At 43.6% G+C, this 23,710-nt stretch carries 28 protein-coding genes and 1 pseudogene; 8 read left to right on the top strand and 21 right to left on the bottom strand.

The window, feature by feature from the left end; all coding sequences use genetic code 11:
* The 12 genes from pal to AC3RV5_RS07750 all read right to left on the bottom strand — a co-directional run bounded on the left by pal (position 1) and on the right by AC3RV5_RS07750 (position 10,371).
* Complete coding sequence (gene pal / locus AC3RV5_RS07805) at positions 1-558, bottom strand: peptidoglycan-associated lipoprotein Pal (protein WP_489731372.1); 558 nt, start codon at positions 556-558, stop codon at positions 1-3.
* Positions 559-608: 50 nt separating this feature from the next.
* Positions 609-1,922 (bottom strand): Tol-Pal system beta propeller repeat protein TolB, encoded by a 1,314-nt coding sequence (tolB, locus tag AC3RV5_RS07800; protein WP_489731371.1) that lies wholly within the window; start codon positions 1,920-1,922, stop codon positions 609-611.
* A gap of 44 nt (positions 1,923-1,966) precedes the next feature.
* Positions 1,967-2,860, bottom strand: a complete 894-nt coding sequence (gene tolA / locus AC3RV5_RS07795) for a cell envelope integrity protein TolA (RefSeq protein WP_489731370.1) — start codon at positions 2,858-2,860, stop codon at positions 1,967-1,969.
* A 10-nt stretch (positions 2,861-2,870) separates the two neighbouring features.
* The gene (gene tolR / locus AC3RV5_RS07790) at positions 2,871-3,293 is read right to left on the bottom strand and encodes a protein TolR (RefSeq protein ID WP_489731369.1); all 423 of its coding nucleotides are present in this window, start codon (positions 3,291-3,293) and stop codon (positions 2,871-2,873) included.
* Between the two features lie 13 nt (positions 3,294-3,306).
* The gene (gene tolQ / locus AC3RV5_RS07785) at positions 3,307-4,020 is read right to left on the bottom strand and encodes a protein TolQ (protein WP_489731368.1); all 714 of its coding nucleotides are present in this window, start codon (positions 4,018-4,020) and stop codon (positions 3,307-3,309) included.
* Positions 4,010-4,420 carry a tol-pal system-associated acyl-CoA thioesterase gene (ybgC, locus tag AC3RV5_RS07780; protein ID WP_489731367.1) on the bottom strand — a complete coding sequence of 137 codons (411 nt, stop codon included), beginning with the start codon at positions 4,418-4,420 and terminating at the stop codon, positions 4,010-4,012. The genes tolQ and ybgC overlap by 11 nt, the downstream gene beginning before the upstream one ends.
* 610 nt (positions 4,421-5,030) lie before the next feature.
* Positions 5,031-6,041, bottom strand: coding sequence for a Holliday junction branch migration DNA helicase RuvB (gene ruvB / locus AC3RV5_RS07775; RefSeq protein WP_489731366.1), 1,011 nt, complete (start codon positions 6,039-6,041; stop codon positions 5,031-5,033).
* 87 nt (positions 6,042-6,128) lie between these two features.
* Entirely contained in the window at positions 6,129-6,752 is a 624-nt protein-coding gene (gene ruvA / locus AC3RV5_RS07770) for a Holliday junction branch migration protein RuvA (RefSeq protein ID WP_489731365.1), read from the bottom strand.
* Between the two features lie 32 nt (positions 6,753-6,784).
* Entirely contained in the window at positions 6,785-7,306 is a 522-nt protein-coding gene (ruvC, locus tag AC3RV5_RS07765) for a crossover junction endodeoxyribonuclease RuvC (protein WP_489731364.1), read from the bottom strand.
* Positions 7,303-7,782, bottom strand: a complete 480-nt coding sequence (nudB, locus tag AC3RV5_RS07760) for a dihydroneopterin triphosphate diphosphatase (RefSeq protein ID WP_489731363.1) — start codon at positions 7,780-7,782, stop codon at positions 7,303-7,305. The genes ruvC and nudB overlap by 4 nt, the downstream gene beginning before the upstream one ends.
* A gap of 14 nt (positions 7,783-7,796) precedes the next feature.
* Positions 7,797-9,575 (bottom strand): aspartate--tRNA ligase, encoded by a 1,779-nt coding sequence (aspS, locus tag AC3RV5_RS07755; protein ID WP_489731362.1) that lies wholly within the window; start codon positions 9,573-9,575, stop codon positions 7,797-7,799.
* A 391-nt stretch (positions 9,576-9,966) separates the two neighbouring features.
* Positions 9,967-10,371 (bottom strand): YybH family protein, encoded by a 405-nt coding sequence (locus AC3RV5_RS07750; RefSeq protein ID WP_489731361.1) that lies wholly within the window; start codon positions 10,369-10,371, stop codon positions 9,967-9,969.
* Positions 10,372-10,536: 165 nt separating this feature from the next.
* On the opposite strand from AC3RV5_RS07750, the gene AC3RV5_RS07745 reads away from it, so the two are divergent.
* Together AC3RV5_RS07745 and AC3RV5_RS07740 are read left to right on the top strand one after the other, a co-directional pair.
* Positions 10,537-10,788, top strand: a complete 252-nt coding sequence (locus AC3RV5_RS07745; RefSeq protein WP_489731360.1) for a type II toxin-antitoxin system Phd/YefM family antitoxin — start codon at positions 10,537-10,539, stop codon at positions 10,786-10,788.
* The gene (locus tag AC3RV5_RS07740) at positions 10,785-11,045 is read left to right on the top strand and encodes a Txe/YoeB family addiction module toxin (protein WP_489731359.1); all 261 of its coding nucleotides are present in this window, start codon (positions 10,785-10,787) and stop codon (positions 11,043-11,045) included. The genes AC3RV5_RS07745 and AC3RV5_RS07740 overlap by 4 nt, the downstream gene beginning before the upstream one ends.
* Before the next feature lie 721 nt (positions 11,046-11,766).
* Here AC3RV5_RS07740 and AC3RV5_RS07735 read toward each other — a convergent pair.
* Positions 11,767-12,441 (bottom strand): exonuclease domain-containing protein, encoded by a 675-nt coding sequence (locus tag AC3RV5_RS07735; protein ID WP_489731358.1) that lies wholly within the window; start codon positions 12,439-12,441, stop codon positions 11,767-11,769.
* A 10-nt stretch (positions 12,442-12,451) separates the two neighbouring features.
* Complete coding sequence (locus AC3RV5_RS07730; protein ID WP_489731357.1) at positions 12,452-14,329, bottom strand: putative nucleotidyltransferase substrate binding domain-containing protein; 1,878 nt, start codon at positions 14,327-14,329, stop codon at positions 12,452-12,454.
* A 321-nt stretch (positions 14,330-14,650) separates the two neighbouring features.
* Here AC3RV5_RS07730 and AC3RV5_RS07725 point away from each other — a divergent pair, with 321 nt between their 5' ends.
* The 3 genes from AC3RV5_RS07725 to AC3RV5_RS07715 all read left to right on the top strand — a co-directional run bounded on the left by AC3RV5_RS07725 (position 14,651) and on the right by AC3RV5_RS07715 (position 17,224).
* Positions 14,651-14,905 (top strand): DUF4212 domain-containing protein, encoded by a 255-nt coding sequence (locus AC3RV5_RS07725; protein ID WP_489731356.1) that lies wholly within the window; start codon positions 14,651-14,653, stop codon positions 14,903-14,905.
* Positions 14,905-16,641 (top strand): sodium:solute symporter family protein, encoded by a 1,737-nt coding sequence (locus AC3RV5_RS07720; RefSeq protein WP_489731355.1) that lies wholly within the window; start codon positions 14,905-14,907, stop codon positions 16,639-16,641. The genes AC3RV5_RS07725 and AC3RV5_RS07720 overlap by 1 nt, the downstream gene beginning before the upstream one ends.
* 145 nt (positions 16,642-16,786) lie before the next feature.
* Complete coding sequence (locus tag AC3RV5_RS07715) at positions 16,787-17,224, top strand: hypothetical protein (protein WP_489731354.1); 438 nt, start codon at positions 16,787-16,789, stop codon at positions 17,222-17,224.
* A 355-nt stretch (positions 17,225-17,579) separates the two neighbouring features.
* Here the strand turns inward: AC3RV5_RS07715 and AC3RV5_RS07710 are convergent, their stop codons facing one another.
* Both AC3RV5_RS07710 and AC3RV5_RS07705 read right to left on the bottom strand, forming a co-directional pair.
* A complete protein-coding gene (locus AC3RV5_RS07710; RefSeq protein WP_489731353.1) occupies positions 17,580-17,867 on the bottom strand; it encodes a type II toxin-antitoxin system RelE/ParE family toxin in 288 nt (95 codons plus the stop codon).
* On the bottom strand, positions 17,864-18,130 hold the full coding sequence (locus AC3RV5_RS07705; protein ID WP_489731352.1) for a ribbon-helix-helix protein, CopG family: 267 nt from the start codon (positions 18,128-18,130) through the stop codon (positions 17,864-17,866). Before AC3RV5_RS07705 ends, AC3RV5_RS07710 begins: the two co-directional genes overlap by 4 nt.
* Positions 18,131-18,654: 524 nt before the next feature.
* Between AC3RV5_RS07705 and AC3RV5_RS07700 the strand changes: the two genes are divergently transcribed.
* Positions 18,655-18,939, top strand: a complete 285-nt coding sequence (locus AC3RV5_RS07700) for a damage-inducible protein J (RefSeq protein ID WP_489731351.1) — start codon at positions 18,655-18,657, stop codon at positions 18,937-18,939.
* Positions 18,936-19,214 (top strand): type II toxin-antitoxin system RelE/ParE family toxin, encoded by a 279-nt coding sequence (locus tag AC3RV5_RS07695; RefSeq protein WP_489731350.1) that lies wholly within the window; start codon positions 18,936-18,938, stop codon positions 19,212-19,214. The genes AC3RV5_RS07700 and AC3RV5_RS07695 overlap by 4 nt, the downstream gene beginning before the upstream one ends.
* Positions 19,215-19,317: 103 nt before the next feature.
* On the opposite strand, the gene AC3RV5_RS07690 is transcribed toward AC3RV5_RS07695, so the two are convergent.
* The gene (locus AC3RV5_RS07690; RefSeq protein ID WP_489731349.1) at positions 19,318-20,115 is read right to left on the bottom strand and encodes a PhzF family phenazine biosynthesis protein; all 798 of its coding nucleotides are present in this window, start codon (positions 20,113-20,115) and stop codon (positions 19,318-19,320) included.
* Between the two features lie 209 nt (positions 20,116-20,324).
* Between AC3RV5_RS07690 and AC3RV5_RS07685 the strand changes: the two are divergent.
* Positions 20,325-20,847 (top strand): annotated as a pseudogene (locus AC3RV5_RS07685) (IS110 family transposase); the annotation flags it as partial.
* Positions 20,848-20,991: 144 nt separating this feature from the next.
* Here AC3RV5_RS07685 and AC3RV5_RS07680 read toward each other — a convergent pair.
* The 4 genes from AC3RV5_RS07680 to AC3RV5_RS07665 all read right to left on the bottom strand — a co-directional run bounded on the left by AC3RV5_RS07680 (position 20,992) and on the right by AC3RV5_RS07665 (position 23,658).
* Positions 20,992-21,186, bottom strand: a complete 195-nt coding sequence (locus AC3RV5_RS07680) for a hypothetical protein (protein ID WP_489731348.1) — start codon at positions 21,184-21,186, stop codon at positions 20,992-20,994.
* Between the two features lie 247 nt (positions 21,187-21,433).
* Entirely contained in the window at positions 21,434-21,775 is a 342-nt protein-coding gene (locus AC3RV5_RS07675; RefSeq protein ID WP_489731347.1) for a type II toxin-antitoxin system HicB family antitoxin, read from the bottom strand.
* The gene (locus AC3RV5_RS07670) at positions 21,772-22,026 is read right to left on the bottom strand and encodes a type II toxin-antitoxin system HicA family toxin (RefSeq protein WP_489731346.1); all 255 of its coding nucleotides are present in this window, start codon (positions 22,024-22,026) and stop codon (positions 21,772-21,774) included. Before AC3RV5_RS07670 ends, AC3RV5_RS07675 begins: the two co-directional genes overlap by 4 nt.
* Positions 22,027-22,629: 603 nt before the next feature.
* A complete protein-coding gene (locus AC3RV5_RS07665) occupies positions 22,630-23,658 on the bottom strand; it encodes an IS110 family RNA-guided transposase (protein WP_489731345.1) in 1,029 nt (342 codons plus the stop codon).
* Between the last annotated feature and the right edge of the window lie 52 nt (positions 23,659-23,710).

The following is a 23,710-nucleotide window of genomic DNA, read 5'->3' as shown; positions in this document are numbered from 1 at the left end:
TTATTGATAAACCAATATACCGCGACGATTTTCAGCAAAGGCGGCATCTGTACCGGAATCGTTAACAGGCTTTTCTTCACCATAAGACACGACCGACATTTGTGAGGCGCTAACGCCCGCATTTTGCAAGTAGGTTACAACAGACTTGGCGCGACGCTCACCCAAGGCAATATTATACTCTGGTGTGCCGCGATTATCGCAATGTCCTTCAATAACCACAGATTGCCCTGGGTTTTTATTCAGAAAGGCGGCGTGTTGATCCAGCAGCGGATAAAACTGCGAACTCACACTTGAGCGGTCAAAGTCAAAATATACCACCTGATCGTCCATCAATGCACTGAGCTCTTGTTGCATCACTTCTTCAGGAGACAGCACTGGCTGCATATTCCCTGCTTGAACGTCGGCTTCGGCAGCTTGACGATCCGCTTCGGCTTGTTGTTGACTAGCACGATTACGTTCAGCGGCTAATTCTTCATCAGTGGGGCCCGAAGAACAGGCCATTAAGGTAACTATGGGTAATGCCAAGGTTAATCCTTTAAATATTTTGTTTAGTTGCATTTTTTTAAATCCTTATTTTCATCGAAGTTATAAATCTGTAGTTGGATAAGTTACAACAAAAATGGGGACCAACTAGGTGCCTTTACCTGCCCGTCAGAAGCTGGCAAGCGCGCCTTAAATCGTCCGTCCAAGGAAACCAATGACAATACTTGTTTCCCTTGATGTAATGTACTGTAAATAATCATACTGCCATTTGGAGCAATACTGGGTGATTCATCCAAATAGGTTTTGGTCAACACCTGTATATTCCCATTGTCTAAATCTTGAGCCGCTATATGATAATCCCCTCTGGTACGATTGACCATCACCATACGTTTACCGTCTGGTGTCATGGTTGCTCCCAGATTCATATCACCATCGAAAGTAAGCCTTCTGACCTTGTCCGACGCTAAATCTACGCGATATATTTGCGGTTTACCACCCCGTTCAGAGCTAAATATTAGACTCTTACCATCTGCAGCCCAGCTTGGCTCAGTATCTATTGCCCTATTTCTGGTGATCCTGGTGAGTTGTTTATTGGCCAGTGTCATCACGTAAATTTCCGGGTTACCGTCTTTTGATAACACCATGGCCAATTGCTTACCGTCTGGGGAAAAACTCGGCGCACTATTAATACCTGAAAAGTCAGTGATACCCGACCGGCTCATGGTATATAAATCCTGGACGAATATTTGTGAGCGTTTGTTTTCAAAACTGACATAGGCCAGTTTGGTACCATCAGGCGACCAAGAGGGTGACATCAGCGGCTCTTTGGAGCGCAGCAGCATGGTTTCATTGGCTCCATCATAATCTGCCACGACCAGCTGGTATGGATAGTCATGGGTTTTCCTGTCTCTGACAATAACATAGGCAATACGTGTCAAAAATGCGCCCCGCTCCCCAGTCAGCTTCTCGTAAACAATGTCGCTGATCCGATGGGCGTACTGACGAAATCCACTGCTGACAATCACCGACTGCCGACCGTCAAGAATATGATCCTGTCTGTCGACCAGTTTACCCGCACTGAGCATCTGGGCTTGTCCACCTGTTATCTGGCCACGTATAACATCGATCAATTCAAACGATACTCGATAACGATCAGGGCCCGCGGGTTCCACCGAACCGACCAATACTGCTTCTACGCCGGTCGATGCCCAGGCTCTATAATCCAGCTCTTTATCGGTGTGCGGCTGCTGTGGCATGCTAGCAATATCTATGGGGTTAAATTTGCCACTGCGACGTAAATCAGCAGCAATGACCTCAGTCAACTTCTCAGGCATGGCGCCCGGGCCATTCCAGCTAAAGGGCACCACTCCCACGGGGCGAGCAGTATCTGTCCCTTCTGTTATCACTATCTCCAGCGCACTGTAGCTGTTAAAACTCATCACTAAGCCGCAAACGGCAATTAAGCTTGTTCTAAATCTAAACATTATAATTCTGGCTCTACGGTTAAATTAATATCTCTAAGTTTTTCATACACATCAGCCTCTTTTGAAACCGGTAAAGTGCCGGCTTTAAGCACTGCTGAATTCGCTGCCCTACACAATATAGGATCCCCTCTTAACACTTTCACCTGGATCACCAAACCACTGGATGCCAGGCGCACATTCAACTGACAAGACTTGCCTCGCATCGAACTGTCCACGATCAAATTGCGTTGGATAGCCTGATGGATCAGCGCCTGATATTTTTGCACTTCACTGAGTACTTGTTTACCACGCCTTTTTTGACGCACTGCCTGCTCCGCTTCCAGTTGCTCTTGTAAGGCTTTTTCCTGGCGCACTTTTTCTAGATCTTCCTGGCGTTTACGCTGAGCTTCTTTGAGCGCCTTCTCTTCCTTCTTACGTTTTTCTTCGGCTTTTTGGGCTTGCTCTTCAGCCTTTTTACGCTCCTGTTCTTTTACTTTGCGCTGTGCCTCCAGTTTCTTGGCTTTGGCTTTTTCCAACGCCTGTTTTTTTCTGGCGGCCAGAGCTGACTGTTCGGCCTGCTGTCGCTCGACCAGCTTCTGTTGGGTTTGCTTTTCAATTTCAGAAGCTTGTTGCTCTTGCTGCTGGCGTTTATTTTGCGCCGCTTGAGCCCTGCTTTCTAGCTCAGCGATCCGTTCTTCTTGGGCTTTTTGCAGTGCGGCTTTCTGATCTTTAATACGTTTAACCTGGGCGTCTACCGCCGCCGAATCCAGCACGACTGCCTCTATAACAGGTTCTGCCGAATTCATCTGGGGAGTCTGGTTAGGCGTGATGAAATCCATTCCAGAAAATACCAGCACACCTAATAACAGGTGAAAAACCACTGATTTTAAAAGCGCTATTGACGAATCATTCATCCATGCCAACCTAATTTTCAGGAGGATCGGTCATCAAACCAACCGAGGGGGCGCCCGCACGCTGCAGCAACACCATTAACTCGATCACATTGCTGTATGGCACAGCTCCGTCTCCTTTGACCACCACGGGGGTATCAGGCTCCAGGTTTAAATGCGCAGCGACCAAGGTGGCTAAATCCACAGCCGACATGGACTGGTCTTGTTCATCACCAATGCTGATATAATAGTTACCCTCGGCATCGACAGTGGCAATCAGAGGCGGCTTACTATCTTCATCAAGAGGTTCGGCCTGAGCTTTGGGTAAATCTACTTTTACTCCCTGGGTAACCAGCGGTGCGGTGACCATAAAGATAATCAGCAATACCAGCATGACGTCTATGTACGGCACAACGTTAATTTCCGAAACGGGGCGGCGGCGTTTTCTTACATACATAATGAGTGTCCGTTTAACCCTGATTCTGTGCTACTGGCACAGCGGGCTCGATTTTGCCAGCTAACGCCTGACGATGCAGAATACTGGAGAACTCTTCCATGAAATTACCATAGTTATTTTCCAGTTTTTCTACCTGATGGCTGAAGCGATTGTAGGCAATAACGGCTGGAATAGCAGCAAACAACCCCATGGCCGTGGCGATGAGTGCTTCGGCTATACCAGGGGCAACCATGGCTAACGTGGCTTGCTGCACTTGGCCCAAGGCAATAAAGGCGGTCATTATGCCCCAAACTGTACCAAACAAACCTATATAAGGACTGATCGAACCTACCGTGGCTAAAAACGGCAGTCGGCTTTCCAACTCATCTACTTCCCTTGACAGTGATACACGCATAGCCCGGTATGAGCCATCCATAATGGCATCAGCCGGGGTGCCTGAGCCTTTGCGCAGGCGCATAAATTCTTTAAACCCAGCACAAAATAAGCTAGCCATACCCTGTAGAGATTGCCGTGCGGCCAGCTCTTGATAAAGCCGGTTCAAATCTACTCCGGACCAAAATTTATCTTCAAATTTTTTCATTTCGGACTTGGCGCGATTTAACGCTCTTGAACGTTGAAATATGTAGGTCCATGACGCAACCGATGCTGCCAACAGCAACAACATAACCAGTTGCACAAGCAAGCTGGCCTCCAAAAAAAGACCGAATATAGATAGCTCAGACGACACGCGAAAATTCCCCTAGTATAAATGCTGGAATAGCCTGTGGTTTCATAGTTGAAAGGTTGACACAGGCGACTCTGATTAACGCACTAACCAAACGTGTATCGTTTGGACTTGTTATTATTTGTTTGAACATCATGCTTGCTCGCCGCAATTCTACTATTTCAGTATGAATACTCAATAGCTCGTTGAAGCGCCCAGGCGCATGATTATCCATTTCGACTCGTTTGACGACAAATCCCAGTTTTCGTTCCAACAATATATCTTGTTCAAACCCTAACGCCCTTAACCACTCGGTTCGGCCCCGTTCCAGAAACTTCAGATAGTTAGCGTAGTAAACTATACCCCCTGCATCGGTGTCTTCATAATAAACGCGAACATCATGTTTATGTACTCTATCCATCATTTCACTATCTGTCTGTTGCTGTTAAGTTCAAACCAAAATCGGCCTCGGAGACGCATAACTATTTACGTTCAACCCTGCGCTCAACGCTCACTTACCCCACTTATAGCGAAAATTTATAAAAATTTCAATAAGTTAACTTATTCTCCCGCTACCATGACACATTTACCCGGCGTGGTTCAAATTTAAACTGTGCATAAAAATTCAAAAAACTTGCCCATTTGAGACGCACGCCAAAGTTACACCACAAAAAATATAATAGTTTAAATATCAGGCAAAAAACATAACACCTTGATTTAATGCAATTATAGTTTGATATTATTCATTAACATTCTGGATACAAAAAAATATAGAAACGAATAGATTAGTTTTTATAATCTGAAATAACAATTTTTTTCAATTGTACAAAAGATTTGTGAAGCTACAATAGACTTGTTTTCTTGAGTAACAAAAGACTTTCCAGTCAATTGCTAATCAGATACCTAAGTCGACTCCCTGTTGACTGACATGTTCCCTGGAATTTATTCCTTTACAACTTTATTTGTTGTTTTGCCCGCGTATTCCGCGGGCTTTTTTTTGTCTGCTAGACTGACTCCCCCAAAAATATGGGCCATTAGAGATGCGCGGTGTAATCGAAGCCAAAATGCAAAAATGCCCGCTGGGATACCAGTCGCCCACGTGGAGTGCGTTGTAAAAATCCTTGCTGGATTAAAAATGGCTCAATGACATCTTCAATAGTATCTTTCTCTTCGCCAATGGCAGCAGCAAGATTGTCTAACCCCACAGGTCCGCCACCAAACTTCTCGATTATGGTAGTAAGCAATTTACGATCCATATAATCAAATCCTTCTTTATCCACGTCCAGCATATCCAGGGCCAACGAAGCGATCTCCAGACTAATTTTGCCATCCGCTTTTATTTCCGCATAGTCTCTGACTCTGCGTAACAGCCGGTTGCTGATACGTGGTGTGCCCCTGGAACGTTTGGCTATTTCCACCGCTCCTTCCTGGTGTAGTTCAAGGTTTAAATAACTGGCCGAACGTTTCACAATCTGAGTCAAATCTTTAACATTATAAAATTCCAGGCGCTGCACTATGCCGAACCTGTCGCGTAACGGCGACGTTAACGATCCCGCCCGGGTGGTTGCTCCCACTAGGGTAAAAGGCGGCAGTTCTAACTTAATCGAACGAGCAGCCGGCCCCTCGCCTATCATGATATCCAGCTGGTAATCTTCCATGGCTGGATAAAGGATCTCTTCTACCACCGGGCTCAAACGATGGATTTCATCAATAAACAACACATCATTTTCTTCCAGGTTGGTCAGCAGTGCGGCCAAATCTCCGGCTTTTTCCAGCACCGGACCTGAAGTGGCTTTAATGTTAACCCCCATTTCGTTAGCCACTATGTTAGCTAAGGTAGTTTTACCTAACCCTGGTGGACCGAAGATAAGCAGGTGATCCAGAGCATCATTGCGCTTGCGCGCTGCCTGAATAAAGATATCCATTTGCGTACAAACATGATCTTGCCCAGTATAATCCGCCAACATTTTTGGACGGATCGCCCTGTCTATAACTTCATCTTCGCATCTGGCGGTAGGTTGAATTAGGCGATCGGCTTCTATCATGGTGTCCGTCTGGGATTAATAGTGGTTATTTATACAGTGACAGTCTATTGCACTGCCGACTCAATCTCAAGCTTCTATAACGGGCAATTAAATCATGGCCCGCAATGATTCACGGATCAGCTCTTCACTGGTGATATCTTTAACATACACTGAATTGATGACCTTGAGGGCCTGGGGCGCCTTGTAGCCCAAGGCGAGCAATGCACTTAAGGCTTCGTCTTTGGCGTCGTTAGTGCTAATAAAGGTATTTTGCATGACCTGCCCGGCATCTATGCCCCCAAGACTTGTTGAGTCTTGCTCTAAACTTAATTTCTTAAAGCGGTCTCGCATCTCTATGACCAAACGTTCAGCGGTTTTTTTACCCACACCAGGCAATTTTACCAAGGCGGTGATATCTTCATTACCGACACAATACATAAACTGCTGGCCTGACATACCAGATAATATAGTGAGGGCGAGTTTCGGTCCCACGCCGTTGGCTTTAATCAATTCCCTAAATACCGCTCTCTCGTTTTTATCGGCAAAACCGAACAGTAACTGGGCATCTTCGCGCACCACAAAATGTGTGTAGACACAGGCCTCCATGCCTATATCCGGCAGTTGGTAAAAACTGGTCATGGGGATCTGGATCTCATACCCCACCCCTGCCACATCAATCAAGACCTCTGGGGGCTGCTTTTCAACGACTGTGCCGCGTATTCTACCTATCATGGATTACCTTTAATACGTTAATTGCATGGAGCTTATCGAAGTCTGCCGCGCACAGTTTTGCTTGCCTGGCCAGCCATTCGGATCAAGCTTTGTTGGGTGTGGCTGTGGCATATAGCGACCGCCAGCGCGTCCGCTGCATCCGCTTGCGGGGTGGCGGATAAATTTAGCAAGTAAGTCACCATATGCTGAACCTGGCTTTTTTCTGCGCTACCTTTACCCACCACTGACTGTTTTATTTGCCGGGCGGAATATTCAGACACCGGCAATTTCTGGTTGGTTGCGGCCACCATGGCGGCCCCTCTTGCCTGTCCCAGTTTCAAAGCCGAATCCGGATTTTTAGCCATAAACACTTGCTCGATGGCAAAAGTAGTAGGTTGAAACTGTAAGATAAGCTCAGTGACGCCATCAAATATTTGTTGCAGCCTGGGCGCCAGTTCGTCCCCTTGCATACGAATACAGCCACTGCCTAAATATTGATATTTACTGCCCAGTTGCTTGATCACGCCATAACCTGTGATGCGGGAGCCGGGATCGATACCTAGAATGATTGTCACTTGGGGTTGTTACCTAATGGTGAAGCGACCGATTGTGGCACTTGATCAGGCACATAATGCCTAATGGCGGCACGGTTGGTGTCTGACCAGACTTTGCCCATGGCTGCGGTTTTTGTTAACCACTTAAAGGCAAGATGCTCAGTCAACTGTATGGTGTCCTGTCCTGACACTTCAAGGGCAAATACATGCTCAGTATTATACGGGGTATTGGGTGGATAACGATACTGCCAAATCGGCCGAATGGCATAGCGGTTGATCTGCTGACAGTCCCGCAGTTGATAGCCAGCCGTGAGCACATCTATGCCGGTTTCTTCTTGCACCTCGCGCATGGCGGTTTGTTGCGCCAGCTCACCTACTTCCAGGGTGCCGGTGACAGATTGCCAAAACTGGGGATCATCCTTGCGTTGCAATACCAGAACCCGACACTGGTGATCATAAATGATCACCAACGCGGATTCTGGCCGACGATATGGCATAACCGAATGATTGATTACTGGGTGCCTGACACGGGCTCTTTTGCCGCGACAGTCATAATAGATAGTTCTTTGAGCTGCTGTGGATTAGCTTCACCGGGGGCGTTGGTTAATGGGCAAGCCGCTGTGGTAGTTTTGGGAAAGGCCATCACCTCGCGAATGGACGTAGCACCTGTCATCAACATCACCAGACGATCTAGGCCAAACGCTAAACCTGCGTGGGGTGGCGCACCGTATTTTAGCGCTTCGAGTAAAAAACCGAATTTTGTTTGCGCTTCCTCATCACTTATCCCCAACAGACTAAAGACTTTAGCTTGCATGTCCTGGCTGTGGATACGCACCGAACCGCCCCCTAATTCGCAGCCATTTAACACCATGTCATAAGCATTAGACAAAGCATTGCCCGGGTCGGCGGCCAACTGCTGGGGTGTCATGTTTCTGGGTGCCGTAAAAGGGTGATGCAAGGCATGAAGTTGCCCGTCAACTTCTTCAAACATGGGGAAATCAACGACCCAAAGCGGTTTCCAGTTGCCTTGCAGCAAGTCCAGGTCTTCACCTAGTTTCAAACGCAATGCCCCCAGAGCTTCGGTAACCACGGTTGCCGAGTCGGCGCCAAACAACAAGATATCGCCGCTTTGTGCCGCCGTTCGCGCCAATATTTGTTGCGTGACTTCTGTACTTAAAAATTTCAAGATGGGTGATTGCAAGCCTTCCATGCACGCATCAAGATCGTTGATTTTCATCCATGCCAACCCCTTAGCTCCGTAGATGCCAACAAACTTGGTATATTCGTCAATTTGCTTACGGGTCATAGTCGAACCACCAGGTACGCGTATAACAGCTACTCGTCCTTTGAGGTCATTTGCTGGGCCTGAGAAGACTTTAAACTCGACGTCTTTAAGCAGGTCAGCTACATCTACCAGCTCTAAGGGGTTACGTAAATCAGGTTTGTCGCTACCGAAGCGACGCATCGCTTCTGCATAGGTCATTTGCGGGAAATCACCTAAATCCACATCCAGCATTTTACGAAACAAATCACGGATCATGCCTTCAGTAATGGCCATCACCCCGTCGGCGTCCAAAAACGTGGTTTCGATATCAATCTGGGTGAATTCAGGTTGACGGTCTGCGCGCAAATCCTCATCCCGAAAACATTTAACGATTTGATAATAGCGATCCATGCCCGACATCATCAGCAGTTGTTTGAATAATTGTGGAGACTGAGGCAAGGCGAAAAACTGCCCCTTGTGTGTGCGGCTCGGCACCAAATAATCCCGGGCACCTTCGGGCGTCGCTTTGGTCAAGATAGGCGTTTCAATATCCAAAAAGCCGTCGTTTTCCAAATACGCTCGTACCGCACTGGTAACCTTGGCGCGAAACTTGAGGCGATCGCTCATCAAAGGACGGCGTAAGTCCAGATAGCGATATTTCAAACGCTGCTCTTCGGAATTTTCCTGGTTACTGTCCAGTGGTGAAGGAGCCGATTTATTCAGGACAGTTAACCCTTTACCGAGAATTTCAATTTCCCCGGTACCCATGTCCTGATTAATTTGGCCAGTTGGACGAGGACGCACCAAGCCAGTGAGCTGTACACAAAATTCATTCCGTAAGCTATTGGCAGTTTCAAAAATTTCGGCTAAATCTGGATCATACACAACCTGCACTATGCCTTCGCGATCCCGAAGATCGATAAAAATAACACCACCCAAATCTCGACGGCGATTAACCCAACCGCAAAGTGTGACTGTTTGTCCGATGAATGATGCATTGATGTTGCCGCAATAGTCTGTGCGCATGATAAAAAAAGCCTCTGAGCCAAGCTGATAATGGATGAAAAATTATGGCCGCGTAGTATATACCCAAGTTACTGCAAAATACACATTGCCGAACGACTGGCGTGCTTCAATTCAAGACGTCCCTTTGAAAGAATGTCGTCTGTCGATAGAGCGGGAACAACGCAAAAGTAGCCAGCCTCAGACGTGCGGTGCCAGCGGGTTTTAAAGTGGCTTAGATATATATCCATGTGTTGGCAAAACTAAACGCCTAGGGACCTTATATGCACCAGTAACTCCATTTTCTATGGAAAAATCACGCTAGTCCTATGGCAGCTAAGCCATGTAAGTTCAACCGAGCAAAACGGACGTTCGTCACCACCCATTTGGCCATTCCAAGGTCTTGTTGAAACGTTTACTCACCCACCACCATTGGTGATGAAACATGATAATGCGCGAAATGCCACGAACCTTCTGTTTTTACAAAGCAGAATGTTGCACGGACAGTATCTCTAACTTCCTTGCCGTCAGGAAGCCTGCCACCGCAGTTAATTAGACAATGTGCAAAGCCGATCTCGTCTTCGGCCTTTATAGTTAGTTCCAAAATCTCGAACAGACAAGGTATTTCAAATGGAGGTTGCCATTTATCAAAGCTTTCTCGATACGCTTGTATATCTAGGTATTGCATGGGTGCCAAAACATCAAAAATGACACTACTAGGCAGATGGTTTTCCAGAATACGGTCTTTCTTATCATGGCGGGTTGATTCAACCCACTGAGTAAGAATGGATTTTATTGCTTTTACGCTTGCAGAGTTCATGTATTACTACTCCTGCCCAGATGTTTGGATGACGTATAACGGTCTTAATAAACGGCAAATACTCGCTGTCTAAAATCCCGAAGGGGAGCCAGTGAGTATTTGTCCGGTTGATTGGATTATTATATGCCATTACACTATGTACAACTACCAGTACAGGAATAGTCTATGGATGCCATAAGTTATACCGCCGCTAGGGCCAAATTGGCAACTACTATGGAGCAAGTTTGCAATGACCATGCTCCGGTGATTATTACCAGAAAAATGCAACCATCCGTCGTGATGATGTCGTTGGAAGACTATCAATCAATGGAAGAAACCACCTATTTATTGCGTTCTCCTGAAAACGCCAGAAAACTATTAGCGTCGATTGCCGAATTGGAATCCGGCGGTGGGCACGAAAGAAAGCTTATCGAGTGAAACTGACCTTTTCAACGACAGCATGGGAAAACTCCCTGTACTGGCAAAGTACTGATACAAAAGTATTAAAAAGGATAAATTTGCTTATCAAGGACATCAGCCGATCTCCACATGAGGGGATTGGTAAGCCTGAACCGTTAAAACACGGTTTAGCTGGTTATTGGTCAAGGCGAATTACTGATGAACACCGAATAGTTTACACATATAAAGACGACACCATATTTATCGCTCAACTTCGATATCACTATAACACATAACGTTTTGCTCACTTGCGCTCCGGTTGTAGTGGATTTTTGTGCGACAATGGACACAGCGAATGCACAAAAATGAATGTAGACCGATGCGTCAAATGGATCAACTTATTAGGGCTTTGTGTGCCATGAAATATCAATTTTTCGATGTTGTGCAACACAATCACGAAGATAGAGATTAATTAAACTTTGGTAGGGAACGCCGTCTTCTTCAGCCATTTGCTAAAAAAGGATGTTACATCTTCGCTTATTACGCATTGTCACAGGCTTTTTAAGCTTTGATGCGTAAGGATTCTTATGGGATTTCATCGATTGCCACCTTCGTAATTTTTGTGTTCATTTTTGGTAGCTTTGCGCGCTGATATGATTCTGATAGTTACGCCAACATTTCACTCGCAATGACTCATTGCATATAACGTTGCCATAACTTGATGCCAACGTTAGCAGCGCTATAAGCACTCATATTTACCATCATCATCAACGTATAATAAAGACAACAGCTTCCACCTTTTTTTCTCTTTTTCGAGGTGATACTCATGATCGGTTATAAATCCATTACAATCTGTATTTTTAGTAATTACTAAAGCTTTATCTTCCGATATATTACAGTTAATAATTTTTTACTGCTCAAGACTGTGACCTTAATCACTACCAAAAGCCACTATGTTTTGGTAAATACCCACAGTCTGCCGAAAAACCTGTGCTAGCTTGACGGCTATTGGGTTCTTTAAAATAAATCCTTTAATTTTGTCGCTCCTGCTTTTTGCTGTGCTAGAAGCAGTTCAGCTGTAGCAATAGCATCATTAAGCGCGTTGTGAGCAAAGTGATTGGGTAAATCATGTTTGTGCCGTAAAGCAGAAAGTCTTAATTCTTGCGGGTGGTAAGCGATGTCTCTTTGATCGAGCTTACGTTTCGCAATCGCTAGGGTATCCAAGATCATGAAAGGTGGGGACACACCATATAATTCTAGACAAGCTTGCCTTAAAAATTGTTTCTCAATTCGAGCAAAATGCACCAACATAACCCTACCAGCTAGCGCTTTTAATAACGCCTCGACTACAACTCGTAAAGATTTTCCTTGAGACTTTTGTTGGTCGGTAATTTGATGAATAATCACATTATCTGCATCAAGGCGGTGCTTAGTGTTAATAATTTGATGGTAGCAACTGCCTAGTTTAATTTGTCGTTTATCAATGCTCACAAAACCCACGCTAAGTAGTTTGTCAGTAATGGCATTTAACCCAGTGGTTTCAAAATCTACAGACAGAATAGGTAGGTCGGATAAACAAGTTTCTTCGCTAGGAAACGGTACAGATAAAAAATCGTACAGCGCCCCTTTCGGCACTTTTTTTAAAAGACGCTTTCTACGCGCTTCGTAACCAAATAGACTATTAAGAAACAAAGTACCCCCCCTAAATAACAGCCGATTGGCGATAATCTTGCATTGTTTTAATGACTTTAAAAGCATCTTTTAAATGCTCTCTTTCTAGCTTCGAAATTTGTTTAGGATCAATGTAGTTGTCGACGGATTGTTTCTTACGCAAGAGTTTGCCTTGATGCTCTAGACGCACAGAAGTCAAAAATGCATACGCATCTATCAAATTTTCTGCAGAGGCTTTTGTCAATGATTTGGTGCCAGAACATTGCTGTAATCGTTCAATTGTATTTACGGCAGAAACGCCTTCGCTTAACGCGTAAATACGGGCTAAGTCAACAATTGGAGCAATGCCATTGTGTTTTAAGTCTAGTGTCGCATTGTGTTTACCGTCTTGAATGAGCACAAAATCTCTGAAAAAACCGAGAGGGGGCCTTGACCTTAAGGCGTTTGATGACATATGTGCAATGAATAAGGTACTGACTTTGGTTTTTTGTAGCATGTGCTGACGCACTTTTTCAAGTAAGTTGACATCACCATGAATGGTACTTAAATCAAAAAATACGCTGCTATTTAGCAAGGCTTTTGGACTAGGTGTATCAACCCATTTATCAAAATATTGTTGCCATATCTTCTGTGGTTGACGCCATTTATGGTTAGTAGCCATAATATCGCCGGGACAATAAATAAATCCACATTCGGCTAAACCGTCACTAACAAAGGTTGCGAGACGCATAAACCACGCATCATCTTCTGGTTTCATGGTGTCACAAATAATTAAGGCGTTGTCTTGATCAGAATGCGCAAGTTGTTCTTGCCTTGCTTGTGAACCTGCTGCTAACCAAGCATATGGAACAGGCGCTGGTCCCAACTTTTGTTCAGCCATTTCAATTAGGCGTATGGTAAATGCCATAGTAATCGCACTAATGCTTTTGCCAATATGGTCGGCATTTGAACCAAGCTTGGTGAGCTTAACTTGTAATTTATTTAGCAACTTGCTAATGGTAACTAACTCGGCAACATAGCTAGCTTTGTGAATAATGCTGGTCATGTTAACGGTGTTATGTTCTTCGTTATTCACCAAATCAGTAACGCTTACCATCCCGGCAAGTTTACCGAATTTGGTCACCGGTAAATGATGGATATGGTTGCTGGTCATGGCAATTAATGCGTCATATGCATTGCACTTTATATCAATGGTGGCAATGTCCTTAGTCATTATCTTGTTTACTGGAGTAGAAGTAGGCAAACCTAATGCAACACAACGTCGTCTAATATCTTTGTCGGTTACTATGCCTAATCGCATGTCAGCGATCTGCTCATGTGAATCATTTTCGTCAACAACCACTAAGCAAGAAAAACCCTGTTCGGTCATTTTAATGGCAGCGTCTTGAATAGAAGCTGTAGGTGATATTGTTGCGACTGAATGATGATAAAAGTCTTCAACTGAGGTATTGCTTATAGAGGACGATAAAATAGCGTCGTCATTGAGTTTGTTTTTTTTGCTATGAAGTCGTTGTTCAGAAGAATGCTCTAAAAACTCAATAACCTCAGGTGAATCTACTAGCAATGTTTTGAGAGTTTTATAATCTAGGCTGTAAATTAACGAATCTTCGTCGACAATGACGGCAATATCCGTATTTAATAGACTTCTTTTTTGACAGAAAATTGTGCAAATATCACCTTCACCATACTTTCCTGTCAGTTCTTTATCTGCAGCTAAATAGCGCAAGGCTCCTTTGCGCAATATGTACAATTGAGGTTGTTCAATATCATCAGGTGATAAGTGTTCACCCACCCTTAAATAACTAATGCTAATTTCTCTTACTAGTTTATCAAGTAGGGTGTCAGGTAATAAATCAAAGGGTGGAATAGCCCCTACAAAAGCGGTGACCTCAGCTAGTTCATTGTCCATATCAAGACCTTTTGGTAACTTTCTCAAAGCAATTTTAAAAGTACTTTTTAGTTCTATATAGCTAATTTTGGATGGCTTAGTTATGAAGTCAACTGGTAAATGCTGATATAAGACCAAGGTGGTATATCTGATAAAAACAAAGCTTGGTAGTGTTGCAGATAGTTAGAGTTGTATATGAATTGTTACAAGTTGTTTTCAAACTTGTTATGGAAGCACTTGGCGGCATAACTATACTCAAACTTTTTCTCGAAAAATAAAGTTATTACAACAAAAAACGGCGTATGTAATAAATAAAATGGCATGCAGTGCTAGGAGAATAATGTGGAAAAGAAGACAACATATTGGCAGGAAAACCTGCGCTTAATAGCAATATGTCTAGTCATTTGGTTCATCGTATCATTTGGCTTTGGCTTGTTATTAGTAGAACCACTAAACGAGATCCGTCTCGGTGGATATAAGCTCGGATTCTGGTTTGCTCAGCAGGGTTCAATTTATACTTTTGTTGGGTTAATTTTTTGGTATAGCCATAAAATGAACAAACTTGATAAAAAATACGAGGATAAGGAGGGATCATAATGGATGAGTTAAAGATTTATACATACATAGCGGTTTTTGGTTCTTTCACATTGTATTTCGCTATAGCTTGGTGGGCACGCGCTAAATCAACCAGTGACTTTTATGTCGCCGGTGGTGGCGTCACTCCTATGCAAAACGGCATGGCAATTGGTGCCGATTGGATGAGTGCTGCGTCATTTATTTCAATGGCAGGATTAATTGCCTTTTTAGGATACGGCGGTTCGGTATTCTTAATGGGTTGGACCGGTGGTTACGTATTGTTAGCGATGCTGCTAGCACCGTATATGCGTAAACATGGTAAGTTCACCGTTCCTGAATTTATATTCGATCGTTATTATTCAAAAACGGCTCGAATTGTTGCTGTTATTTGTTTAATCATGGCATCGTTAACCTATATCATAGGTCAAATGAAAGGTGTGGGTGTTGCATTTTCTCGCTTCTTAGAAGTTGACTACGGCTTAGGCTTAGGTATAGGTATGGCCGTTGTTTGGTTCTACGCTGTGCTAGGTGGTATGAAAGGTATTACTTATACACAAATAGCACAGTACGTTGTATTAATCTTTGCTTATACCATTCCTGCAATTTTTATCTCATTACAATTAACCGGTAATCCTATTCCACAAATTGGTTTAGGTTCTACCCTGGCTGACGGAAGCGGCGTTTACTTGCTTGATAAATTAGACTTGGTTGTAACTGAATTGGGCTTTAAAGAATACACCACAGATAACATGAATGGCTCATTAGATATGTTCGCATATACAATGTCGCTAATGATTGGTACCGCTGGTTTACCGCACGTTATTATGCGCTTCTTTACGGTTCCTTCAGCTAAAGCTGCCCGTTCTTCAGCAGGTTATGCATTGGTGTTCATCTCGTTGTTATATACGGTTGCTCCAGCTGTTGGCGCAATGGCACGACTTAACTTTATGAGTACTATTGAACCAGCGGCCGGTCAATATTTAGAGTATGAGGCGCGTCCTCAGTGGTTTAAAGACTGGGAAACAACAGGTTTACTCGAGTTTGAAGATAAAAATGGTGACGGCAAAATACAATATTCAGCAGACACAGCAACCAATGAAATGGTTAAAGTAGACCTCGATATTATGGTACTAGCTAACCCTGCCATTGCTAACTTGCCTAATTGGGTAATTGCATTAGTGGCTGCCGGTGGTTTAGCTGCGGCACTGTCAACAGCAGCGGGTTTATTATTAGCTATTTCATCCTCAATTTCTCATGATTTAATGAAAGGCGTATTAACACCAGATTTATCTGAGAAAAACGAGTTACTGGCAGGGCGAGTGGTGATGACACTTGCTATTTTTGTGTCGGGTTACTTGGGGCTGCATCCGCCTGGATTTGCCGCAGGGACGGTGGCGCTTGCCTTTGGTTTGGCAGCATCATCAATATTTCCTGCACTAATGATGGGGATCTTCTCTAAGAAAATGAGTGGCACAGCAGCAATAGCAGGTATGTGTTCTGGTCTTGGGGTAACGATGCTTTATGTATTCCAACATAAAGGTATTATGTTTATTCCGGGTACCGATTTCTTAGGTGGTATGCCTGAAAACTGGTTCTTTGGTATCTCGCCAAACGCGTTTGGCGCAGTGGGTGCGTTAGTTAACTTTGGCGTTGCATTTGTAGTGCTTCAGTTTACCGGACCAGCACCTAAACATGTTCAAGATATGGTTGAAAACATGCGTAGCCCAGGTGGCACCGCTGCAATCAGCGATCACTAGGTATAAATTATCTACTGGACGGATCGTTAACATGATTTGATAAAAATCATTCATTGAACATTAAAGGCTAAAGAGTTTCTCTTTAGCCTTTATTTTTCTACATGTTTAAATCAAAAGTTATTAAAGCCTTAAAAAAGATAAAATAATGAATAAACATACAAGAACTGCATTTATGGTGGCACCAATTTTAGCTGTAATTGGATATATTGCTGCAGATTACTATGAAGAAGGCCAAGCTGAAGAAGAGAAAGTCATCCAGTTAGTTCCATTTGAAGACTGTGATGTGATCAATCAAAAGTGTATTTTGAGAGCGGGCGATTTCGAAGTGAATGTCTTTGACAAAAACAACTTAACAACGGTCAACTCAACTTTTCCGTTAGACAGCGCCACAATATTTCTGGTTGATAAAAATAATAATCCAACTCCATATCCATTAGGCATGATACAAAGCCCTTATTATTGGCATACAGAAACTAATTTGAGAGAATTAGTCGGTAATTCAGGACAAAGTTACAAACTTCGACTTGTATTGAATATTAAAGGTGGAAGTTATATCTCAGAGTTTTATACAAAAACAAAATAGCATTGCGATACCAACCAGGCAAGGTCAGACCGCTTGCACTGGTCGAACGAACCTAAACAGCAAAGGAATGTGACTCGGCACAGGATGCGCCCACGCCAACAACGCCAGTCAAAACCTAGGGGGTAACACAATAAAGTGAAAAAGCAGAGCGTAAAATAGACGATTGCAGAGGTGAAAAATAGCAATCGTGGCCCAACTCCGCCTAAATTTACCAACATTCAAAAAAAACTAGACCGACCTCAACCGCACTTCGATATATCTACTACATAAGCAGAAGCCCCGGTAATCCCCCCAAACATCGGGCTTGTCCAACATTAGGATTAAGTCGCCTCTGTGCGTGAGCTATCCTTACTTATTATAAATTTTTTTCATTCTCTTTTCCGTGCCAAATTCTTAAAATATAAATGACCTCATCGGTGATTAAATAGCGAACCGTATATTGACCTATATAAAGATCGCGAATTATCTCTGGGTCAGAAGCTTTTAAGACGGGTAAACCAATTAGGAAGAATTGTTTAAGTTTCTGGACACCCTCTTGAATGTCGATAGCAACTCTACGAGCAGCATATGGATTCTTATTTTCTACGAATTCGACAACCCGCTGAAGATCCTCAATCGATTCTGGTGAGTATTTAACCTTCATGGTTTAGGAGGAGATGTTCTCGCGCCAGTGCCCCAGCTGTTAAGCCAAGCGTTAACATCTGCTTCGTCTACAGACTGACCTGATTTTATAGACTCTAGAGCTTCAAGCGTATCTTGCCATCTAGTATCTTCAAGCGACTGCTTTACCAAAAACTCTTTGATCGCCTGATTTATAAGGTAATTTTTGCTTCTATCGAGCTTTTTCGCAAGAAAATTCAAGGACTTATCCACATCATCATTAAGCCGAATACTTGTAATACTCATAAATCCATCCAACCGTAGTGATTTGTATTACATGTTAGTACAAAGGTAGACCATAGGCTATAGAAATTTATAACGCCCTCGTTAATGGGCAAAATTTAGTTGGCAAGAAATTTTGAGGAACGAAACAAACCCATGACGCTGATAATACGAACTTACGCAGCAATGGATTGCGCTTAGGCACAGGATGCACCCACGCTAACGGGTGCAAAAACAACCAAGGGGGTGACAGGATAAGACGATTTAAAGGACGGTAAAACAGATTGCTAGCGTACTAATAATGGCGGTCTCAGCCAAACTCGGCTATAAAAAAGGTAAGTCATAACAAGGTCTTGCTATTCCTCAGTCGCCCTTCGACATATCTACTATATAAGCAGATATCTTTCACATCGGGCTTCGAGCCCCGGGCTTGTCCAACAATAGGATGAAGTCGCCTCTGTGCGTGAGCTATCCTTACTTAATAGTTGCCTGCGGTTGGCGCCAGTGCTAACATTTGTGCACACAATATGAATTAAAGGTATCATATAATGGACACTCGCATTCAATTTAGAGTTGATGAAGAAACTAAACGATTAGCGCAGTTAATGACTGAAAGCCAAGGGCGTACATTAAGTGACGCATGCAGAGAGCTTACAGTTGGGTTAGCTGAAGAACAACGAAAATCTATGACACATGATTTGTGGTTAACAGAACAAATAAATGCTGCATTTGATAAATTTGATAATGGTAAAGCTAAATTTATTGAGCATGATGAAGCTAAAGCGCAAATGGAAGCCAGAAAAATGAAGATTCGTAATAGAATTAAAACATGATCTTTTGGGAAGAAGAGTCACTCAATGATCGTGAGAAAATATTTGAATTTTTATTTGATTTTAATCCTAGTGCCGCTGAAAAAACCGATCAAATTATAGAGACGAAAATAGAGCACTTACTCGAACATCCACTAATGGGCGTTCAACGACATATTTTTCGGGGACGAATATTAATTATTCCGGAAGTATCAATGATTGTTTCTTATTGGGTTGATGGAGAAACTATTCGTATTATGCGAGTGTTACACCAAAAGCAGAGATTTCCACCTGAGTAAGAAAGGCAACTAATAACGCCGCCAGCATGCGCGGCTTTGTAGTGAAGGCGAAGTCGCAACGAAAAGGCGACGCCGTGCCTGGCCTTGTTAGAAATTTGTGGCACTACACTATGATGGTTCCGCTTAAGTACAGAACCGCATTGCCAGAAATAATCACTCTGTCACCCGACACCAAACAGTTCAACACACCACCTCGCTTTGAGGCTTGATATGCAACAAGGTCATTTTTACCAAACCGGTCGGCCCAAAGCGGAGCCAGGCCCGTGTGAATTGAGCCAGTTACAGGATCCTCATCACCGCCATTCGCAGGCCAAAAGTACCGTGATATGAAGTCATAATCTTTGGCTTCAGACCTGCTGGTCACGACAACATCAAGTGGCCTAAGCTGCTTCAGGATCTCGTTATCACGTTGCACAGACAACACTTCAGATTCAGATTCATAAATCACGAAATAGGCTTGCGAGTTACAATAGACATCTACCGGAGGTATAGAGAGGCCGGCTACTAGGTTATCAGGGATAGTTTCGATCTTTTCTGGCTTGGTATTCGGGAAATCCATCTGAACCTTACCTGATTCAGTTTTTTCTACCGATAGTTCTCCAACTGCCTTAGCTGAAAATTTAATGCTGGTTAACTCAGGGCTCTTGTTAAACAAGACAAAAGCAGAGGCTAAAGTTGCATGGCCGCAAAAAGCGATTTCAGCGAGAGGCGAAAACCATCGGATCTGATAGGTTGATGCATCAGCTAAAACCAAAAAAGCCGTTTCAGAAAGGTTATTTTCCGCCGCTATAGACTGCATCAAATCGTCGGATAGCCATTCATCCGTAATGATTACTGCTGCTGGATTCCCGCCAAAAACAGAGTCTGTAAAAGCATCTACCACAGTTATTTCGAGTTCCATACGACTACCCCAATTCCAATGATTTCAACGCCCCATTAAGAGGCAAATAATTGTTGGCTAAAATAAGCGACGAAGGAGCAAAAACCAACTGTTATTTGTCCTGCTTGAGTGGCTTGATACTCACTCATTGAGCCTCCTCCTTCAATTTAACCTTTAAGGTCTAAACTGAAGGTGCTTAAGCCAACCGAGAAGACTCAAAGAATTTTTATATTAATACACATCCCTACTATTGTGGAATTGATTTACATGCTCGCCTGCTTTACGTCTGTATTATTGACGAACACGGTGAAGTGCTAGTTCACAAGAAAATACAAGACTCGCCTGTACAATTACTGTCGTTGCTACAACCTTGTCTTGGCAATATTGTGGTAGGGGTCGAGTGCATGCATTGCTGGTACTGGGTCAGTGATTTTTGTCACCGGCATAACATTGATTTCGTACTCGGCCATGCCGTTATATATGAAAGCGATACATGGCGGTAAAACTAAAAATGACAAAATTGATTCATTTAAGATTGCCAAATTACTGCGCGAGGGAAATTTCCCGTTGGCGTACAACTATCCCAATGAGTTGCGTGCTACGCGTGATTAACTGCGGCGACGTACTAAATTAGTGCGCTTTGGCGCTGATTTAAAAGCGCATGTGACCAATACCGTTAGTCAGTACAATTATCGCCCTCATTCACTGAATCTGCGTTATCAGCCATCTCGTGACCAAATGCGAGAAGTGTTTGCTGTAGGCGATGACCTGACAGTCCACGTGACAGGCGAAGTAAACGAACGGCTTAGCTCAGATATTTGGATTGATCATGTTTTTGATCAAAAGATGAGTAGTACCTATTGACCGACCGGAGGCTCATATGTGTTATGTAAACATTTACAAACCGGCAGCTGTTCTTGCTTTACTTCGAACAATAGCAGCGAACTCCAATCCTTTTTTAAATCTACTTTCGGCTGCTGAAACCTCACTCGCGTCTCCATTAGCAGATAAAATTGAATGAGATAAAACTTTATAAAGCGATGATATATGAGCTTGGTATGCGGCTTCAATTGCATTTTCTATCGATTCCATTGTAATTCCCTTTTTAATATTAGATGTGAAAAGTATAGAACTAGATTACCTGTTTACATAACGCTTCGCATATGCGTATTCCGGTAAAAACAGACAGTCGTTTCCCCAGCGATCGGATTGAAACGAAATGGGTGATCGGTTTCGTCCGAAACATGCAGCATAAACAGCGGAGCAAGTTGGACGCGTTTTTGCGCTGTTTGTTTTGCAAAAAACCGGCCCACTAGCGGAGTCAGGTTTGATGCGTTTGTTATAACCCATTGACTACCGTACTTGATATGGATTCGACAACAAGCTGATTAATACTCTTGCCTGTTGCAGAGGCTTTGAGAACTAGGTTTTCATGTAGTTCAGGGCTAATGCGGACATTGAATTTACCCGAGTAATTCTTTCTAGGGTTGACTCCATCTTCACTGCACATTTCAAGAAACATGTTTAGTGATAGCTGACCTTCTTTATGAAGTCCGCTAATATCGGACGCATAAAAATCTGCGCCTCCATTCAAATTAATAAATTCCCCCCTAAACATTTCGATTTCGGGATCATAATTAATGACAGCATCGTAGCCGTCAATTTTCATAACGTTCTTCATGGTTTTACCCCATTCATCTCAAACCAGCGTCGAATACTACTCATAGCGCCTTTATCCGTATCAGGTGATGGATGTGGACGATGAAATACTCTGCGCTCACCAAAAAGCCTCACACCAACACGAGAACCCTCGCCCTCAACTATATCTGCACCTAATTCGATAAATAGCTGTTCAATGTCATTCCACTTTACATTTCCACTTACAGGCCTAGCAAAAATGAGTGCGAGTGTTTTCTGATGCTTTTTCTTCATGGGAGATATGATAGTACTAGATAGTAGTACCGTCAAGCAGGGTTCTGAATGGGACACCAACGCCTCATTAAGAGGCGAAAAATAGTGGAATGCAAAGAGGAAAGGAACAAAGGAACAAAGGAACAAAGGAACAAAGGAATGCAAGAATGCAAAGACATATATAGACACTCCCGCTATGTCAACACAGCCGTGATCTTTTCATGCTGCGCAGCAGCATGAAGTCTTGTTTCTTTTCTTGTTCCAGCTCGTCTAATCGTGTGAAGTTAAGTCTAAAAGTGGCTTAGTTCTGACATATATTCAGGCTCTTAATAGGAATAGGTTTATTATTCCAGGCCTCTGATGAACTCCGTACCGGGTACCGGGTACCGGGTACCTTATCGCCTTTTTATTCACCCATACGGATTGTTATATCCGTGCCTTGTCCGGTGACCGCGTCATGGCTTTGATGAGGTAGGGTAGACCGTTTTCTTCATCATTGTCGACTAAGCTGGTTGGGTAAAAAAGTGTTATCCCGAGTCTAGCCTTCCACAACACCCAGACAGGCTTTGTGCCTTTGTCTCTGACGGATTTGAGTCAGACCGGGATAACGTAAACTGTTTCATATTATGCGTTAACGTGTGTATTTGGCATCGCTTGATAGTGCTCTTGACGAGAGAGCAGTATCCACATAAGTCGAGCAAGCCGATGGGCAACAGCCACTGCAACTTGATTAAAAGGTTTGCTGACACGAAGTTTCATCGCCCATACCGATAAGGGGTCGGTACTTTTGGCTGCACGACTCACCAATGCCCTGGCACCGTGTATTAATTGTTTACGCAGATAGCGATCTCCGCGCTTGGTGATCCCCCCCATCTTACTCACATTACCTGACGCATGTTGTTTTGGGGTGAGCCCTAACCATACCGCGAATTCTTTGGGGCTGTTGAACGCCTGGCCTTTGTCGATGGCGGCTAGAAAAGCCGAAGCATTGATGATCCCTATACCCGGTATGCTGAGTAAGATTTGGCTGCTTTCACTGCTATCAATAAACTCTCGTAGTTGCTGTTCAATGTTTTTTACGCGTTTGAGTATGGCGCTGTACTCATTGAGCATATCTGCCATGATCTGTTGCAACCTGACACTGTATTGCGGGTTATCGATGACGCTTTCCAACCCAACGAGTAGTGCCGCATGACCACAAGGAAATACCACACCAAATTCACTCAACAGCCCACGAATTTGATTGCTCAACGCCGTTTTGTTTTTAATCAGGCGCTCTCGAATGCGATGTAAACACATCACTTCTTGTTGATACTCTGATTTAACCGGCACAAACCGAATATGTGCCCGTTGACTGGCTTCCGCTATGGCAAATGCATCATTATGATCATTCTTATTTCCACGTACAAAAGGCGTGACATGCTGCGCTGGGATAAGCTTCACATCATGACCGAGTTTGCTTAACTCTCTGCCCCAATAATGTGATGAATAACAGGCTTCCATTACCACCACAGTCGGCGATTGCTGGCGCATAAAATCAAGTAACTCATTGCGTTTAAGCTTCTTATTAAACTGCGGTTTTATGTACTCATTCACGCCACATACTTGGAATACATTCTTTGCCAAATCGATACTAATTGTTTTAAACTTCATGGTGGACACTCCCTATGTAAATAGTTTGGTTAACACTACTATTTTGGCGCAT

The sequence above is a fragment of the Paraglaciecola sp. IT1134 genome (assembly GCF_058068185.1).
Note: the sequence above shows the minus strand (reverse complement) of the source record. Positions and strands in the feature narration are given on the sequence as shown.